Below are 15487 nucleotides of genomic sequence, written 5' to 3' on the forward strand. Positions count from 1 at the left end.
CGGATCAGGATCAGGCGTCGACGCGAGCGCTGCGCCAGCCGCCTTCGTAGGTCTCGCGCGCGGTCACCGAATAGGGAACCGGGCTCACGACGGCACGAACAGCGATCTGCTTGTGCGGCTCGACGGTGGACTTGCGCGTGCCACCATTTTCTTCGCCCCACAGGACGGTCAGCTCGGTGCCAACCGGGATCTCGTGGTCGATCGTCGCGAGCGAAAGCGCGCGCTTCTCGTTGTACGAGTAGCCGGTGAACATCGAGATGCCGACCGTGTTGCCAGCGGCGTCGAGGACGGCGTCGGCATTGGTGTTGGCATAGTTGGCCAGCGGCAGGTCGAAGAACTTGTAGTGCGAGTCGGCGTCGGCATCGAACAGCGAACCATAGATCTTCGCCATGTCGTCGCCGTTCCAGGCCAGCGTGACCTTCTTGCGCTGCGTCGAAGCGTCGAGGGCTTCGAGCGCTTCGCGGCCGATGAAGTCGTGGTCGAACTTCACGAACGGACCGTAACCGATCTCATAAGGATTGGTGTAGTAATCCTCGATGTTGTTCGAGACGAACGAACCGCCGATCGCGCCGGTGGCTTCGTAGCTCTTGGCCGGCAGCCACTCACGATAGGCCTTCAGCTTCTCGCCGGTGTAGATGGCCGGCAGCGGGCTCGGGATCCAGCCGGATTCCAGCGTGTTCGAGGGATAAGCGCGCGAACCGACCTGCACCAGGCCGAGATCCTTGCCAGCCTCGACGATGGCGCCGCGGATGTCTTCCATCTCTTCGTACGGACCCCAGATTTCGAGGCCCGGCGCACCGGCCATGCCGTGACGGAGCGTGCGCACCGAGCGGCCAGCGATGTTCATGGTGGACATGTTGAAGAAGCGGAGTTGCTCGAGCTTGCCGCCATGCAGCTTCTCGATCACGTCCCAGGCGTTCGGGCCCTGGATCTGGAAGCGCCAGTAGCTGCGGTTGACGGGCTTGCCCATCGGACGCGAAGGCGACCGGTCGTCATAGACGATCTCGACGTCGTAGCCGCCGGTCTCGGCGTGGTACTGCAGCCAGTTGGCAGCCGGCGCACGGCCGACATAGCAGAACACTTCGGGCTCTTCCCAGAAGATGATGCCGTCGCCGATGACGTGGCCATAAGGCGTCACGGGCACATACTGCTTGGCCTTGTTGACTTCCCAGCCCTTGGGCGAGTTGATCATCGTGTCGGTCAGGAGCTTGAGCGCGTCCTTGCCCTTGATGAACAGGTTGACCATGTGGTGCGACTGATCGAACAGCACCGCAGCGTTGCGCCAGGCCCACTGCTCGGAGCGCCAGTTGGAGAATTCCGGAGCAACGACCGGATACACATAGGCGCCGATCTGGCTGTTGCGCAGCATTTCCACCGGATTGCCGGCGGCGTTGAGCACTTGCTCAAGATTGGTAGGGTTGGACATCAGAGAGCCTCTCCATTTGGATCGCGAGAAACAAGGGTCTGCGTTCGACGACAACGTCGAATCGATGGACGGGCGGAACATACGAAATTTTGTATGTTACACAAACGAAAAATTGGAAGGCCGCCCAGACCCTCCGGCGCAGAAATTAGCGAATTGATAGGGATTTATCACCTCGCAACGGCGTCAAAAAATTGCACGTTCATGCTGCACCAGCGAACCAGTTTCGGGTCCCTTCTGAGGCCGTTCCAGCAGATCGCGGGTTCATGCCGTTTCCACGGCGGGCGGTATCAGGCGCAGCGATGTTGCTGCGCAATATGATTGAGGCCGCACGGGGCCTAAACCGGCTCACAGGAAGGGCCGGATGGGGTCGCGGCCGTTCCAATCCTGCGTCTGCTCCCAGAAGGCGGTGAAGCCTGCATCCATGCCAGCCGTCGCAGGAATCAGCTCGACAAAGCCCGGCGCGCCCGGCCCGCCCTCGAAGAACGCGACAGAGCCACCGGTCGGAACGGGCGCCCGCTGGACCAATGTTTCCCCACGGGCAACCCGGCGCGCCACCTCGTCCTCGATGTCCTCGCGCGCGACGCCAAAGTGATGGAAGCCATAGCCCACGCGATCGATGGTCTCCTTGTAGACCGATGGGTGGTCGTCCAAAGGCTGGATCAGCTCGATATTGGTCGAGCCGGCAAAGCTCATCGCAATGGCGCTGCTGCTCTTGCAGGTCTCGCCGCGATAGACATGATCCGGCCCCCCGAAGCTCGGCAGGACGAACCAGGGCCCGACGCCCGTGCGCTCGATCCACCAGTCGATCGCCTGATGGATGTCGCGGACCACATAGGCCATCTGGCAGATGGTGCCGATGTCGCCGCCGAAGCCAAATTTCCTGGTCATCCGTCTCTCCTCTTCATTCTTGTTCTGCGATGGTCGCCAAAGCACCCGCGAGGGTTTCAGGCATGGAAATGAACGGGCTGTGGTCGCTCTGGAGCGTGGTCACACTGCGGCAAGGCAGCACCGCCTGCATCGCGCGTTGCACGTCCAATGGAAAGGTCCGGTCGCGAGCGCATTCGATGTAATCGCGCGGCACCCGGCCAAAGCGATCTGCAGTGAGGCCCAGCGCCGTGCCGAATGGCCTGACCGGCTCATCGATAAGCTGCGCGGCCGACTGCCGCTGGTCTTCAGCACTGCACAGCTGATAGAAGAATTCCGCCGCAGCCGCTGGATCGAACCGCAAGCCAAGGCCTGCATGGACCGGGCTGAGCGCGGCGCCGAAGCGGCCCGTCTCCATCGAGCGCCCGATCACGTCATACAGGCTTTGCCCATCGGGGATGAGCGCGCCGCTGATATAGACCAGCGCCGCGAACGCCTCCGGCGCCAGCTCGGCGGCCTGGCTGGCGATGACGCCGCCGCGGCTATGGGCGCACAGGATCACCGGCTCAGCCTGGCGGCGGGCCTCCCCAACGATAAACTGCGCCCAGCCCTCCAACGAGACCTGCGCCATGGCGCGCGCATCGCCACCGGCACCCGGCAAGTCGGGCGCAAGCATGCTGTGCCCGGCCCGCTCCAGCGGCGCGCGCAGACGCTCGAAGCACGACCCGCTATGCCAGGCCCCGGGTATGAACATGAAGCGCGCCACGCGATCTCAACGAACGTCGATCACCACCTTGCTGAAATGTTCCGAACCGCTGCCATGCGCAAAGGCCGCCTTGGCATCCTCGAATGCATAACGGGCGCCGATGACCGGCTTAATCCCGTTGACGTCAATTGCCGCAGCCAGTCGCCGCGCCATGCCGCGCGAGCCGACGAAAATGCCCCGCAGCGTGCCGCCGACGAACATCAGGCCGGACGGGTTAGGCCCGCCAACGGGATTGAGTACGCCGATCAGTGCAACCTCACCATTGTGGCGCAGTGCGGCCATGCTTTGCTGCACCGTGCCTGCACCGCCCACCTCCACCACCTTGTCGACGCCGCCCATCGTGGTGGAGACATGCTGACCCCAGTCGTCGATCTCGCGATAGTTGATGAGATGATCGGCCCCCAGCACCTTGGCGCGCTCCAGCTTGGCGTCGCTGGAGGAGGTGATGATGACCTCGCAGCCTGCCGCCTTGGCGAGCTGCAGCGCAAGGATGGAAACCCCGCCGGTGCCGAGCAGCAGTACGCGTTCGCCGGGTTTGACCGGCCGTGGGCCTTCAAACAGCGCGTTCCAGGCCGTCACACCGGCGCAGGGCAGGCAAGCCGCCTCGGCATAGCTCAGTGACTTGGCAATGGGGACCACGCCCTGCTCAGGCAGGACGACCACTTCGGCGAGCATCCCGTCAGCGCCGGCCGCGCCGAGCGCGAGGCCAGCCGCCGGATTGGGCGGGCCATCGTCCCAGCTCTGGAAGAAGGTGCCGGCTACCCGGTCGCCAGGCTTGAACTGCGTCACGCCCGCACCCACGGCGATGACTTCGCCCGCCCCGTCGGAAAGCGGGATCGTGGGGTTGGGCACCGGACCGCCGAGATAGCGCCCGAGCACCACCGCCTGATCGCGATAGTTGAGCGAACAGGCATGAACCCGGATCGCCACCTGGCCGGGGCCGGGCGCGGGCTGATCGCGCTCGACCAGATGAAGATCGTCGATCGAGGTGGCCCCCGCCGCCAGTTGCCATGCACGCATCGTCAAACTCCTTCACTCATCTCAAATCACTGTGCTGCCGCCCGCCGCGCCTAGCGGTCCCCCGACCAGGTCCGCAGGCCCGGCGCGGTGCGGTCTTCGCTGGCCAGCGCCTCGGCGACGGCCGGGCGCGCTTTCACACGCTCGCGCCAGTCGACGATCCGCGGATAGTTGGTCGCAACATCCAGCTCCGGGAACATCCGCTCCACCATCGCGCCACAATGGCTGAAGAAATTGATGTCGGCCGTCGTATACATATCGCCGGCCAACCACTGCGTCTCGCCGAGCTGCGCCTCGATCTTGCGCAGCGCATAGATGATCTTATCGGTCGCATTGGCGAGGTCCGTCTCGGAAAAGCCGGAACGCGCGGTCGCCCACTTTTTGCGCTGATCGGGCAGCGGAATATGCTCGAGCAGCTTCTCGAACTCGCCATTCTCGATGTTGCGGGCAATCACGCCGACGAGCCGGTGCCAGCCATGCATGGAGACATAGTTCATGACATGCTCGTCCACAAACTTGTTCCAGTAGCGCACCTTGGTCTTGCCGAGCGGATCGTAGGGCATCAGCCGGATTTCGGGAAAGACGTCTTCCAGATACTCGTTGATGACGGTCGTGTGGGTGATCACGGCGCCATTATGGACCAGCACCGGCACCTGCCCTTCCGGGTTGATCGCCTTGAACCAGTCCGAATGCTGCTCGAACTTGTGGAGATCGACATAGATCGATTCATAAGCCAACCCCTTCTCCTTCAAGGGGATCATCGACTTGAGCGAATTGGCCAGCGGCTCGGCGTGGTAATATTTGAGCGTCATCCTGAGGGTTCCTTAAACTTCGAGCGTATCGAGCACGCCGCCATCGACTGCCCAGTTCTGCGCCGTCACATGACTGGCAGCCGGTGAAAGGAGGAAGCAGGCGACCTCCGCCAGTTCATCGGCGCTGCCCATCCGGCGCTGGGGCACGCGCTGATTGATGCGCGCGGCTTGCTCGGGCGGGATCAGATCGAAGGCCGGCGTTTCGATGAAGCCGGGGACGATGCAGTTGCACCGCACACCCTGTGGCGCCAGTTCGACGGCGATGGCGCGCGAGAGGCCAAGCACGCCATGTTTGGATGCGACATAGGCCGGGTTCATCGCCATGCCGCGCTTGCTGGCCATCGATCCGGTGACGAGGATGCTGCCCTCGCCCGCTTCCACCATTCCCGGCGCGAGCGCCTGGATCGCCCAGAAGACGCTGGTGAGGTTGACACGGATCACCTCGTCGAACAGCTCGGGCGAATAGGTCAGCGCAGGCGCGAAATTGCCCGCGAGCCCGGCATTGGCGAACAACCCATAAGCCGGCCCGAAATGCCCCACGGCCTCTGCCAGCGCGGCTTCAAGCGCGGCTTTGTCACCGACATCGGCGGCGAAGGCGGCGGCATGATCGCCGATGGCCCGCGCCTGATCGGCCAGCGCCTCTTTGCGTCGCGCGAGTATGGAAACTCTCGCGCCACGGGCAGCGAGCATTCGCGCCGTCGCTAGCCCTATGCCGCTGGATGCGCCGGTGACGATCACATGCCGCCCCGCAAAGTCTGTCATGGCCTCTCTCCTCTCCCTGCGCACCGTCTAGCGCGGCGCGATGATCTCGATCCACGGCCCCAGGCCCGGGCTGCTCCCGGTCTTCGCCGCGTGGGCAGGATCCCATATCTGCGTCATCAGCGCCCGCGCTTGTTCCTCGGCGACGCCCAGCACATCCCGGCGGTAGCGATAGACGAAGGCCGAGACCCGCCAGTTCATGATGCAGTGGATATGCACCGGCGCGTCATCGGCCTCCAGAGCCGCGACGAACGCGTGATAGTGCTGCTCGGTCGGCGCATCGAAGGGGATGGGGATATGCGTGTAACGCAGCCCTGCCCCGGCCATCTCCGCGGCTTCATTCGGCAGGGCCTCCGGGTGACTGTCCAGCGCGAGATTGATGACATGGCGCACGCCAATCTCGGCAAGGCGCGCAGGATCGCCCGACTGAAGTCGCCCGGACGTCGTGATCCGCGCATCGACGCGCAGAAAGTTCCGGATGTCGTCCGGGTCCGCCATGTCCCTCGACCGATCTCGCCCCCTCCCCGGCTGAGGAGGGGGCGCTCATTTGTGGATCAAAGGGCGATGATGACCGACTTCAACTCGGTATAGGCCTCGACGCCCTGACGGCCCTGCTCGCGGCCAAGGCCGCTTTCCTTATATCCGCCGAACGGCAGCGCGGGGTCGATCATCGAGTGGCAATTGCCCCAGATCGTGCCGGCCTTCAGCTTCGCGGCCAGCTTGTGCATGGCCGAGAGATCCTTGGTCCAGATGCCCGCGGCAAGGCCGAAGCTCGTGTCGTTCGCCTGCCGCGCGACTTCATCCAGATCATCGAAGCGCTGGGCCACGACGACGGGGCCGAAGATCTCCTCGCGCACCACGCGCATGTCCGGCTTCACGTCGACGAGCACGGTCGGGTTGACATAATAGCCACCCTCGCTCGCCGGCGCATCACCGCCGACGGCGACAGAGGCGCCTGCCTTCTTGCCGTCCTCGATATAGCCCATCACCCGTTGCATCTGCTCGTCGCTGACCAGCGGCCCCATATGCGCATCGGGATCGAGGCTGGCGCGCGGCTGCCAGAATGCGGAGGCTTCCACGAAGTTCTCCAGCACGCTGTCAAATACGCTCTTGTGCGCATAAAGCCGCGAGCCGGCCACGCAGACCTGGCCGGAATTGAAAAAGATCGCCTGCGCCGTGCCGGGGCCGACGACCTTGGGGTCGACGTCCGGCAGCACGATCACCGGCGACTTGCCGCCCAGCTCCAGCGTGACACGCTTGAGGCTGTCCGTCGCGGTACGGTTGATGATCTTGCCCACTTCCGTCGAGCCGGTGAAGGCCACCTTGTCGACATCGGGGTGCCGCACGAGCCGATCGCCAGCGGTGTGGCCATTGCCGGTGATGATGTTCACGACGCCGGCCGGAATGCCGGCCTCGGCAATGAAGTCCGCAAGGCGCAGCGCGGTGAGCGACGTCTGCTCGGCGGGCTTGAGCACCACGGTGCAGCCGGCGGCCAGCGCCGGGCTGATCTTCAGCACAGCCATCAGCAGCGGGAAGTTCCACGGCACGATCTGCGCGGCGACGCCGATCGGCTCGCGGCGGACATAGCTGTGGAAGGCACCCCGCGGTGCCGACATGGGCTCGATCATCTCGCCGCCCAGCTTGGTCGCCCAGCCTGCCATATAATGCATCATGCCGATGGCGCCGGGCACGTCGATGGCACCGGCCATGCCCTTTGGCTTGCCATTGTCGATGGCTTCCAGCTCGGCCAGTTCATCGGCATGGGCGCCCAGGATATCGGCGAGCTTGCGCATCATCGTCTCGCGAACGATGGGCGGCAGGTCGGACCAGCGGCCATCGTCGAAAGCGCGGCGCGCGGCTGCCACGGCGCGATCGACGTCGGCATCACTCGCATCGACAAACCGGCTGATTTCCTTGCCGGAGCTGGGATCGATCACGCCCAGCGTCTCGCCGCCGGTGGAATCCACCCACTGCCCGTCAATAAACAGCTGCGGCTTGCGGGCGAGCGCCTTCTTGGCCGCTTCCGAATAGGGGAATTGCTCGAGCTTCACGTTGCTCATCTGGTTCATTCATCCAGCTCCTCTGTGAACCCGGCTCAGCGTGCCGGGCATATCATCTGCCCAGCGCGCTCCGACGCTTCTTGGCGGCGAACGAGCGCGCATGACCCAAATCATCGATCTCGACGACAGGTTTAGGACAAAGTCATGATGAGAGTCGATGGGGTGATTGCGGGAGCGTAGCGATAACCGTCATTGCCGCCATTCATGCCGGCGAACGCATCTAATGCGCCAGCTCAGGGGCCGTCTGATTGGTGTCAGGCGGCCCCCCTTCGCATGCGATCAGATCTGATTGGTCCGCGCGAACCGGGCGATATGTTCGGCCGCGCGGAAGGCCAGGGCCTCGATCGTCTGCGTGGGCTGACCGCGCCCGGACGTCACCATGCTCGATCCATCGCACAGGAACAGGTTCCGCACGTCATGGGTCCGGTGATATTTGTCGATGACCGACGTTTCCGGGTTGTTCCCCATGCGGCAGGTGCCGAGCAGGTGAACGCCGCCGCGCCCCTCGCCCACTTCACTGCGGACGACCTGCGTCGCGCCGGCGGCATCCATGATCTCCACCGCCCGATCGGCCTGCCAGTTCGCATGTTTGGTGTCGTCAGGGTGATCCCTGTAGGTCACCCGAATGGCCGGAATGCCCCACTCGTCCTTGAGTTCGGGATCGATGTCGACCCGGTTCGTCTCCTGCGCCAGCGACGTGCCGTGGCCCGAGCAGTTCATCCAATAGGTGTAGGATTCGAGATATTCCTTGAATCCCGGCCCCCATGTCGGCGTGCCCTTGGGAACGCTCTGCCCCCAGGTGAGCGGCCCGCCCGAGCGCGCGTCGAACCCGCCGCCACCGTAGAAACCGCGCTTCTCGTCGGCGTCATAGAAATCGTGCAAGATGCGGGTGACGTTCGCGCCCTTATACTCGTTGAGAGGCTGCTCGAACCGGGCCATCGCCCCACCGCCCTTGTTGCACATCAGATAGCGCCCGACCTTGCCGCTGGAGTTAGCCAGCCCATCCGGGAAAGCATTGGTCGCGGAGTTGAGCAGCAGCCGCGGCGTCTCCGCACCATTGGCGCACACGACCACGGCGCGGGCATTCTGGAACTGCTCCTTACGATCCTTGTCGAAATAATGGACGCCGGTGGCGCGCCCGGCATCGTTCATGCCGATGCGGAACACGTAGCTCTCCGAGCGGATCTCGCAATTGCCTGTCGCCTCGGCCTCGGGGATCACCGTCCAGACCGAGGAGGACTTGGCCATCACCTCACAGCCAAAGCCGCCGCACAGGCCGCATTGCGCGCAAGGCGGACGATCCTTGTAGATCACCGAATTGATCGCCAGCGGCGCCGGGAAGGGATGGAGGCCGAGCTTGCGGGCACCGCGCTCGAACAGCACGCCGGAAGATTTCACCGGCAGCGGCGGCATCGGATAAGGCTTGCTGCGCGGGGGGTCGAACGGGCTGGCACCGGCCAGGCCGGACACGCCGACTTCCCATTCCACCATCGTGTAATAGGGTTCGAGTTCGGCATAGGTGATCGGCCAGTCGACCAGATCGGCGCCGGGAATGGAGCCCCACCGGCTGCCTTCGATAAAATCGATCTCGTGCAGTCGCCAGAAATTGGCGTTGAAATGCGCGCTGCTGCCGCCGACCACGCGGGCATAGGTCAGCGCATTCCGCTCCATGCGCTGCGCCGCCTTGCTCGGGTCGCTGCGGAAGGTTTGCGGATTGGCCGTCGGGCTGTTGGTGATGCCGGACAGGTGCCGGTACTTCAGCTCGTCATGCTCGAACTCGTAGGCCTCCAGCCGAGGCCCCTGCTCCATCACCACGACGCTGTTGCCGGCGCGCGCCAGTTCCCGCGCCATGATGCCGCCCGAAGCGCCCGAGCCGACGACAATGAAATCGACTGTTTCGCTGGTCTTGTATGTCTTGCGATCCATGGGGCGCCTCCGTCAGGCCATGTAGGGCTTGGTGCCGGGATAGGGCTCGAAACCCGGATAATCCTTGTCGTAATAGCCGAAGGGCGGCTCCCAATAATGGCTGTCGACCACGCCGATCAGCTTGGTACCAACCCCCTCGAAATTGCCGCCATATTTGGGCATGGCGATGAGGCCGAGGACCGTCAGCCGCCGCACCGCCAGGAAGAAGGGCGTCTTGTCGACCTCCTTGAGCCAGGCGATCTGCTGGGCGTCCGGCGCGGCGGAGAATGGCGCCTGCGTTCCATGTTTCGCGGCATAGCCAGCGTTGAACTCGGTCAGGCCAGCCTTGAAGGACGGCCATTGCTCAGCAAAGAAGCTGCCCATCGCATTGTCAATGAAGTAGACGATATGCGCATCGCGCGCGCCCGGCATGGCGCCCCCCGGCACGATCTGGTTGGCGACCGCATCGACATTGGCCGCTTCCGCAGGGCTCAGCGTCGTAAAGCTCGTATGCCCCTCGCCAGATCCGGCGCTGCCATGACCATGCCCGACATGCTCGGCGGCGGATGCGATCTGTGGCCAGTTCAAGGTCACCCAGGCCGCGCTGGCCAGATTGCCGACGGCAGCGAGAAACTGGCGGCGTGATGGAGAAGTCTGGGTCATAAGGCACTCCGAAACCGGCCGGAAAGTGCCATGATTGAGCGCTGCCAGGGGCTCGGAGGGAATACGTCAAACTACGCATTGCGAGGTCGCGCCGGGGCAGCGCAAATGCGGGTGCGCCGACGTAGCCAGCGCTTCCCTCACTCCATTGAATTGTCCGATCATCGCGGGCACCATGCGCCCATGGGTAATTTGGTAGGCAAGACGGCAGACGCATTTCCGCATGGCACCGTCCATCGGGCCGCAGACGATCTTCAGCACGCGCTGACCGCAGATGCCGACCTGCTCGCTCTCTGGGAGAAGCTGACCCCACTCGGCCGGAACGAATTCATCTGCTGGGTGGAGGACGCGAAGCAGGCGAAGACGCGCGAAAGGCGGATCCAGCGAACCTGCGAGGAACTGCGCGAGGGCAAGAAGCGGCCCTGCTGTTGGGCCGGGTGCATTCACCGGACGGACAAGGCCCCCGGGCGATGGCAGCAGGCCGTGCTGATCGACGGCAAGACCGGCCAAACGCCTCCCACATAGGACCATGCCATCGCCGCCTTTCAGCCTCTGCCAGCTGTTCAGATGAGAGAAGCGTTCAACCGGCGGCTCGCGTCACATCGAGCAGCAGCGTGCGGAACTGCTCATCGGTGGCGTGGGCATGCGTGCGCATCGCGGTCAGAGCCTCCTGCGCACGCTCATGGGATAGCCTGTTCGCAACGGCGATGGCGGTCTCCAGCGAGACGGCATCGGCCGCCACGGCTTTTCGCACGGCGCCAATGATGGCGATGTCGCGTAACGACCCCTGCGGGATCGTCTCGGTATCGCGGTGGGCATCCTTGACGATGCCACCCATCCAGAGGTTCTCAGCGGGATCGTCGATCGGCTCGAGCGCGTTGATCGCACGCGCCTGATCCCCCCAGCTGCGCGCCAAGGCATCGACAAGCTGGGAAACCGGCAGGCCGACGGCAGCAGCGATTGAGGGCAAAGCCTCGGCGGCAAGAACCCGTCCTGCATAGAGGTCTTCCAGACAGACGGTCAGCAAGCTGGTCAGGTCGCGGGCTTGTGTGCTCATGCTGCTCCTCTCCGATGACTCAGCGGCGCGAGAGGCGCCGCCGATCATCCAACGAGAGAGCGCGGGGGACGTTCCGTCCTAGCCCCAGCGATTGATTTCCGGGCCGGGCGCAAAGGCGTGAGCCGGCTGCGGGCTGCGCGCCTGCGCGAGCGCCCGCTGCACGTTGGGCCGCGCCTCAACCCGCGCCAGCCACGCCGCCAGGCGCGGCTTGTCGGCGAAGGCATCGGAAAGCAGGTCGCGCATCGGCGCCACCCAGGCGTAGCTTTCCAGATCGGCGATGGAGAAGCTGCCCATGAGCCAGTCGCGCGCGTCTAGACGGGCCTCGATCTTCTGCGTGGCCTCACGGATACGTGCCTCGCTGGCAGCACGATGCTCGGCCGAGAGCTGGCCGCTACGCGTCTCGCGCCAGCGCTCGGCCAGATCCTGCGAGGCAATGGGGGCAATCAGCGCATCGAAGCGCGCCTCATCGAGCGCAGCCAAGCGCGGCATCGTCCACGCCAGGTTGGCCAGGGCGGCCGCGCCGGGCGCGACGCGCTCGATCATCCAGCGACACCAGGCCATCATTTCCCACCGCGCATAGGGATCGGTCGGGCGCAGGCCACAACCGGGCGAGGCATCATCCAGATAGCAGGCGATGAACACGCTGTCGCACAGCGCCTGCCCGTCGACGACGAGCACCGGGCCTTCCCCTTCGACGCTGTAATCCACCTCGAATGCGCGCGGCACGGTCCCGCCATGGCGCTCTGCCATGCCAAGATCGATGGGGCGCAGCTCCGCGTCCAGACCGCTCTCGAACAGCGCGGCGAGCACTGTGAGCGACGGGCCGGTCGGCTCGCCATGATACAGGGTCATCGCCATCACGCTGCCTCCTCGATCAAGGGAATGATGCGCTCGGCAAAACGGGGCACGCGGCTATAGGCCCAGGTTTCGCGCACGGCCGGGCGCCGCGCAATGGCGCGCAGCCAGCGCATGATGTTGGGGGTTTTTGCGTCGTTCACGTCGTCGGGCTGCATGGAGGGGAGCCCGTAAGCCGAATTGAAGCAATTGATATCCGCCAGCGAGTATTGATCCGAGCCGAGATACTCGCGCTGCCCCAGCGCCTCCTCCAGCTTGGTGATGCCCAGCTTCACCCGCCGCGTCGACTCTGCCAGTTCCGCCTCGCTGAACAAGCCGTAGATCGCCTTGCGCCAGGCAGTGCGGCGCTCCGGCAAGGGAATGCGGTCGATCGCTGCCTTGAGTTCTTCAGGATCGCGCGCCCGGACCTGCGGGCCGATGAAGATGCTCCAGCCGATCATGCTGAACGACGGGCAAAGCCACTGGTCGAGATATTTCATCCACCACCGCACGCGCCAACGATCGACCGGGTCTTCAGGCATCATCGAGGGGCCGGGAAAGGCCTCCTCCACATATTCCATCATGGCTGTCGATTCATTGAGCAGCCGGCCGCTATGGGTCATCGCCGGGATCGTCCCCATCGGGTTGATCGCAAGATAGTCCGGCTTGTGCTGATCGAACGAGAGCAGGTCGAGATAATGGCTGTTGAAGGCCACGCCTTTCTCGATGAGGGTGAGCATGGGCTTGCCCGAATTGGCGTTGGGCTCCCAATGGTATAAAGTGACGTCGTTGCTGCTGCTCATCGTAACGCGGGCCGCTGCCCTCTCCTCTCGATCAATTTCAGGCCATCGTCCAGGCGATGAGGTCATGCGTCGCGTCACGCCGCTCAGAGCGCAGACGCAAGCCGCGGTCCTCAAGCCAGGTCCGGGCGGCGACATAGTCATTCCACCCGGTCAGACCCGCCACCGGACCAGACATTGCTCCGCTGCGGCGGATCGCGCGGAGGCCGGCCCAGTTGCGGCTATACTCTCCGGCAAGATCGATCTGCTGCACGCCGAAGAACTGCCCCGCGAAAGACCGGCTTGCGGCTCTGCGGCTGTCATAGACGACGATGCGGGCTGCCTTCTCCGGCCCAGCGACGGCCGGGGCGCCGAATAAGCCGACAGCCCCTGCCACCGCTGCGCCGCCCAGCAATTGCCGCCGCGAGACGCCGCTCATTTGCCCTTCCCCAGATACGCCGCCACGGCTTCCAGCTCGGAATCGGTGATGTCCACGCGCGTCTGGCGCGGCATCGCGCCCTTGCCCATGCGCACGACCGCCTTCACATAATCGGCGGTCAAATCGTCCCGGTTGGCGATCAGGCCCATGGCGGGCGGGTTGCCCATCATCACCTGCTGCTTGGTGATCAGATTGGTCCCCATCCCCCAGTCGAAATGGCAGGCGCCGCACCGATTGGAGAACAGGGCCTCACCGCTATTGGCATTATTCTGCCGGTCACCTGGCGCCATCTGCGCCCGCATGCCGTAAGCGGAGGGTGGCGGCGGGCCGCCTGCCGGAGCACCGCCGGGCTGGGCAGCCCGCGCATCCCTTGTCCCCAGATCATAGGTCGTCATCAGCACGCCGACCGCCATCAGCGTCATGAGGCTCGTTACCTGCCCTATCCTCATGCCAGTGCCTTTCCACGCTGGTCGGCATAGGCGCTGGGCCAGATGCCGTTCTTGCCGGGGGAGAGAATGCCGTTCGGGTCGAGCGTGTTTTTCACCTGCTCGGTCATCCGCCGCATGGCGTGGTTGTTGAACCCGAAGGTATCGGAGATCGCGTCCATCCAGCCGAGATGGGTGCGATATTCGGCATAGCCATGGGCGGCAGCGTCGGCGATCAGGGCGTTGAACAGCGTTTTGATCGTCTCGACCTGCTTGTCGTTGTCGCGATCGTACATCAGCATGTTCACATTGTTGCAGAACCGCCCGCCGATGGTGAAGCTGGCGTAGAAATCCACGTCATGATCGTTGATGATCTTGCGGCTGCGGCGCATCTGGTCGAGCACATGTTTGCCGGTGGCCGGGACGACTGGCGAGAAGCCCATATGCGCGCTGCGCCCGCCAACCCAGTCGCCCATCTGCAGCGGAACGGCCGATGGTACGCCGAGCGTCAGGTCCATCACATTGGTCGCATCGCCCTTGCGCCACCAGCGCTCGCCGATCGGCGTCTTGAGGTGCGGCGCGAAAGCCGCCTTCACGACAGCCGCCTTGGCCTTCGTCACCGATTCCTCGCCATAGAGGCGCAACTGCATGTTCCAGTAGCTGAGCTTGTGCTCCTTGAGCAGCTCCTGCACGCGCCAGTCAGGGATGGCGCCGGGCTTGTCCCAGAAGTCCTTGCGTTGCCCCAGGATCGTCATCTTGCCGAGCCAACTCGGGATGAAGATCGACTGATCGATGATCCGATTGAGCCGCAGGGGCGTGAGGGTATCGATCACCCAGGCGATGTCTTCCGCCTGCGGGATTTCAAGGTTCAGCTCTACGGAGGTTTCCGGCTCGGGCATCAGCCACATGCCGGCCTTGGTCACGACGCCCAGGTTGGACTGAGTGAACATCTGGTCCCAGCTCGGGCCGTAGCTGAACGGAAAAAGATGCGCGGCCTTGTTGTTCTCCATGGCGCCAAGGCCCGTGCGCACCACATCGCCATTGGCGAGCACGACTTCCATGCCGCACAGGTTGCTCGCGTGGACGCCATAAGGCGTGTAGCCGATGCCATGATCGAGCGCGTTGCCAAGCACCGAGCCCCAGCCATTGCCGGGCACGGACATCATCAGGGGCAGCTTCTCGCGCTGGATATGCTCATAAAGATCGATGAAGCCGACGCCCGGCTCGATGACGCAATAGCCCAGCTCCGGATCGACCTCGAGGATGCGGTTCATCCGCCCGAGATCCAGCACCATACAGCCCGGCATCCGCGGCGCCGCCGTGCCATAACCAAGGTTCTTGCCGCGCGCGACAGTCCAGAGGGGGAGCTTGTGCTCATTGGCGATGCGCACGACCGCCTGCACTTCCTCGACCGTGCTCGGGGCTACCGCGCCCGATGCGGTCCAGAGTGTCTCAGGACCCGGCGCATAGATATCCGCATAGGCATCGCGATCTTCATCGCTGGTCATCACCCAGCCCGCACCGACCGCAGCCTGCAACGCCTTGACGGCGGCATCAAAGCGTTGCGGTGACATTCCGGGCGGCAAAACTAGCTTCATGCGCTCACCTCTCCTTGCGGGCCTGTGCGGCCTCTCGCTCTTGCGACTATTGCTATTGTGGGATCATGGGGCGGTCAAAGGAAATG

17 protein-coding genes are annotated in these 15487 nt (G+C 64.3%); 1 reads left to right on the plus strand and 16 read right to left on the minus strand.

Going from position 1 to position 15487, the window contains the following annotated elements:
* Positions 1 to 10: 10 nt before the first annotated feature.
* From ligM to M2343_RS04785, 10 genes are all read right to left on the minus strand, one after another.
* Entirely contained in the window at positions 11 to 1426 is a 1416-nt protein-coding gene (gene ligM / locus M2343_RS04740) for a vanillate/3-O-methylgallate O-demethylase (protein ID WP_181559665.1), read from the minus strand.
* A 345-nt stretch (positions 1427 to 1771) separates the two neighbouring features.
* Positions 1772 to 2314 carry a VOC family protein gene (locus M2343_RS04745; protein ID WP_264575775.1) on the minus strand — a complete coding sequence of 181 codons (543 nt, stop codon included), beginning with the start codon at positions 2312 to 2314 and terminating at the stop codon, positions 1772 to 1774.
* A 13-nt stretch (positions 2315 to 2327) separates the two neighbouring features.
* Complete coding sequence (locus M2343_RS04750) at positions 2328 to 3044, minus strand: alpha/beta fold hydrolase (RefSeq protein WP_264575776.1); 717 nt, start codon at positions 3042 to 3044, stop codon at positions 2328 to 2330.
* A gap of 18 nt (positions 3045 to 3062) precedes the next feature.
* Positions 3063 to 4076, minus strand: coding sequence for a zinc-dependent alcohol dehydrogenase family protein (locus tag M2343_RS04755; protein WP_264575777.1), 1014 nt, complete (start codon positions 4074 to 4076; stop codon positions 3063 to 3065).
* Between the two features lie 50 nt (positions 4077 to 4126).
* Entirely contained in the window at positions 4127 to 4885 is a 759-nt protein-coding gene (locus tag M2343_RS04760) for a glutathione S-transferase family protein (RefSeq protein ID WP_264575778.1), read from the minus strand.
* 12 nt (positions 4886 to 4897) lie between these two features.
* Positions 4898 to 5647: an SDR family NAD(P)-dependent oxidoreductase gene (locus M2343_RS04765; RefSeq protein ID WP_264575779.1), complete on the minus strand. Its 750-nt coding sequence runs from the start codon at positions 5645 to 5647 to the stop codon at positions 4898 to 4900.
* 27 nt (positions 5648 to 5674) lie between these two features.
* A complete protein-coding gene (locus M2343_RS04770; RefSeq protein ID WP_264575780.1) occupies positions 5675 to 6142 on the minus strand; it encodes a protein tyrosine phosphatase family protein in 468 nt (155 codons plus the stop codon).
* Positions 6143 to 6198: 56 nt separating this feature from the next.
* On the minus strand, positions 6199 to 7713 hold the full coding sequence (locus M2343_RS04775) for an aldehyde dehydrogenase family protein (RefSeq protein WP_181559658.1): 1515 nt from the start codon (positions 7711 to 7713) through the stop codon (positions 6199 to 6201).
* A 270-nt stretch (positions 7714 to 7983) separates the two neighbouring features.
* Positions 7984 to 9630 carry a GMC family oxidoreductase gene (locus M2343_RS04780; RefSeq protein ID WP_264575781.1) on the minus strand — a complete coding sequence of 549 codons (1647 nt, stop codon included), beginning with the start codon at positions 9628 to 9630 and terminating at the stop codon, positions 7984 to 7986.
* A gap of 12 nt (positions 9631 to 9642) precedes the next feature.
* Positions 9643 to 10272, minus strand: coding sequence for a gluconate 2-dehydrogenase subunit 3 family protein (locus tag M2343_RS04785; protein WP_264575782.1), 630 nt, complete (start codon positions 10270 to 10272; stop codon positions 9643 to 9645).
* 30 nt (positions 10273 to 10302) lie between these two features.
* Between M2343_RS04785 and M2343_RS04790 the strand changes: the two genes are divergently transcribed.
* The gene (locus tag M2343_RS04790) at positions 10303 to 10794 is read left to right on the plus strand and encodes a YdeI/OmpD-associated family protein (protein WP_264575783.1); all 492 of its coding nucleotides are present in this window, start codon (positions 10303 to 10305) and stop codon (positions 10792 to 10794) included.
* 55 nt (positions 10795 to 10849) lie between these two features.
* Here the strand turns inward: M2343_RS04790 and M2343_RS04795 are convergent, their stop codons facing one another.
* The 6 genes from M2343_RS04795 to M2343_RS04820 form a co-directional block, all read right to left on the minus strand.
* Positions 10850 to 11326: a DUF892 family protein gene (locus M2343_RS04795; RefSeq protein WP_264575784.1), complete on the minus strand. Its 477-nt coding sequence runs from the start codon at positions 11324 to 11326 to the stop codon at positions 10850 to 10852.
* Between the two features lie 78 nt (positions 11327 to 11404).
* A complete protein-coding gene (locus tag M2343_RS04800; protein ID WP_264575785.1) occupies positions 11405 to 12184 on the minus strand; it encodes a glutathione S-transferase family protein in 780 nt (259 codons plus the stop codon).
* Positions 12184 to 12963 carry a glutathione S-transferase family protein gene (locus M2343_RS04805; RefSeq protein WP_264575786.1) on the minus strand — a complete coding sequence of 260 codons (780 nt, stop codon included), beginning with the start codon at positions 12961 to 12963 and terminating at the stop codon, positions 12184 to 12186. The genes M2343_RS04800 and M2343_RS04805 overlap by 1 nt, the downstream gene beginning before the upstream one ends.
* 37 nt (positions 12964 to 13000) lie before the next feature.
* Positions 13001 to 13378 (minus strand): twin-arginine translocation signal domain-containing protein, encoded by a 378-nt coding sequence (locus M2343_RS04810; RefSeq protein ID WP_264575787.1) that lies wholly within the window; start codon positions 13376 to 13378, stop codon positions 13001 to 13003.
* Positions 13375 to 13827, minus strand: coding sequence for a c-type cytochrome (locus M2343_RS04815; protein WP_264575788.1), 453 nt, complete (start codon positions 13825 to 13827; stop codon positions 13375 to 13377). The genes M2343_RS04810 and M2343_RS04815 overlap by 4 nt, the downstream gene beginning before the upstream one ends.
* Complete coding sequence (locus M2343_RS04820; RefSeq protein WP_264575789.1) at positions 13824 to 15401, minus strand: FAD-binding oxidoreductase; 1578 nt, start codon at positions 15399 to 15401, stop codon at positions 13824 to 13826. Before M2343_RS04820 ends, M2343_RS04815 begins: the two co-directional genes overlap by 4 nt.
* Positions 15402 to 15487 lie beyond the last annotated feature (86 nt).

Origin of the sequence: Sphingobium sp. B8D3B (assembly GCF_025961875.1) — a bacterium.
In the GTDB taxonomy this organism is placed as follows: domain Bacteria; phylum Pseudomonadota; class Alphaproteobacteria; order Sphingomonadales; family Sphingomonadaceae; genus Sphingobium.

What these genes read in the sequence shown, in the direction of transcription:
- M2343_RS04745 (WP_264575775.1), bottom strand. Translation starts at nt 2,314, where the DNA reads ATGACCAGGAAATTTGGCTTCGGCGGCGACATCGGCACCATCTGCCAG.
- M2343_RS04815 (WP_264575788.1), bottom strand. Translation starts at nt 13,827, where the DNA reads ATGAGGATAGGGCAGGTAACGAGCCTCATGACGCTGATGGCGGTCGGC.
- M2343_RS04750 (WP_264575776.1), bottom strand. Translation starts at nt 3,044, where the DNA reads ATGTTCATACCCGGGGCCTGGCATAGCGGGTCGTGCTTCGAGCGTCTG.
- M2343_RS04765 (WP_264575779.1), bottom strand. Translation starts at nt 5,647, where the DNA reads ATGACAGACTTTGCGGGGCGGCATGTGATCGTCACCGGCGCATCCAGC.
- M2343_RS04780 (WP_264575781.1), bottom strand. Translation starts at nt 9,630, where the DNA reads ATGGATCGCAAGACATACAAGACCAGCGAAACAGTCGATTTCATTGTC.
- M2343_RS04755 (WP_264575777.1), bottom strand. Translation starts at nt 4,076, where the DNA reads ATGCGTGCATGGCAACTGGCGGCGGGGGCCACCTCGATCGACGATCTT.
- M2343_RS04770 (WP_264575780.1), bottom strand. Translation starts at nt 6,142, where the DNA reads ATGGCGGACCCGGACGACATCCGGAACTTTCTGCGCGTCGATGCGCGG.
- M2343_RS04820 (WP_264575789.1), bottom strand. Translation starts at nt 15,401, where the DNA reads ATGAAGCTAGTTTTGCCGCCCGGAATGTCACCGCAACGCTTTGATGCC.
- M2343_RS04795 (WP_264575784.1), bottom strand. Translation starts at nt 11,326, where the DNA reads ATGAGCACACAAGCCCGCGACCTGACCAGCTTGCTGACCGTCTGTCTG.
- M2343_RS04760 (WP_264575778.1), bottom strand. Translation starts at nt 4,885, where the DNA reads ATGACGCTCAAATATTACCACGCCGAGCCGCTGGCCAATTCGCTCAAG.
- M2343_RS04775 (WP_181559658.1), bottom strand. Translation starts at nt 7,713, where the DNA reads ATGAACCAGATGAGCAACGTGAAGCTCGAGCAATTCCCCTATTCGGAA.
- M2343_RS04785 (WP_264575782.1), bottom strand. Translation starts at nt 10,272, where the DNA reads ATGACCCAGACTTCTCCATCACGCCGCCAGTTTCTCGCTGCCGTCGGC.
- M2343_RS04810 (WP_264575787.1), bottom strand. Translation starts at nt 13,378, where the DNA reads ATGAGCGGCGTCTCGCGGCGGCAATTGCTGGGCGGCGCAGCGGTGGCA.
- M2343_RS04805 (WP_264575786.1), bottom strand. Translation starts at nt 12,963, where the DNA reads ATGAGCAGCAGCAACGACGTCACTTTATACCATTGGGAGCCCAACGCC.
- M2343_RS04790 (WP_264575783.1), top strand. Translation starts at nt 10,303, where the DNA reads ATGATTGAGCGCTGCCAGGGGCTCGGAGGGAATACGTCAAACTACGCA.
- M2343_RS04800 (WP_264575785.1), bottom strand. Translation starts at nt 12,184, where the DNA reads ATGGCGATGACCCTGTATCATGGCGAGCCGACCGGCCCGTCGCTCACA.
- ligM (WP_181559665.1), bottom strand. Translation starts at nt 1,426, where the DNA reads ATGTCCAACCCTACCAATCTTGAGCAAGTGCTCAACGCCGCCGGCAAT.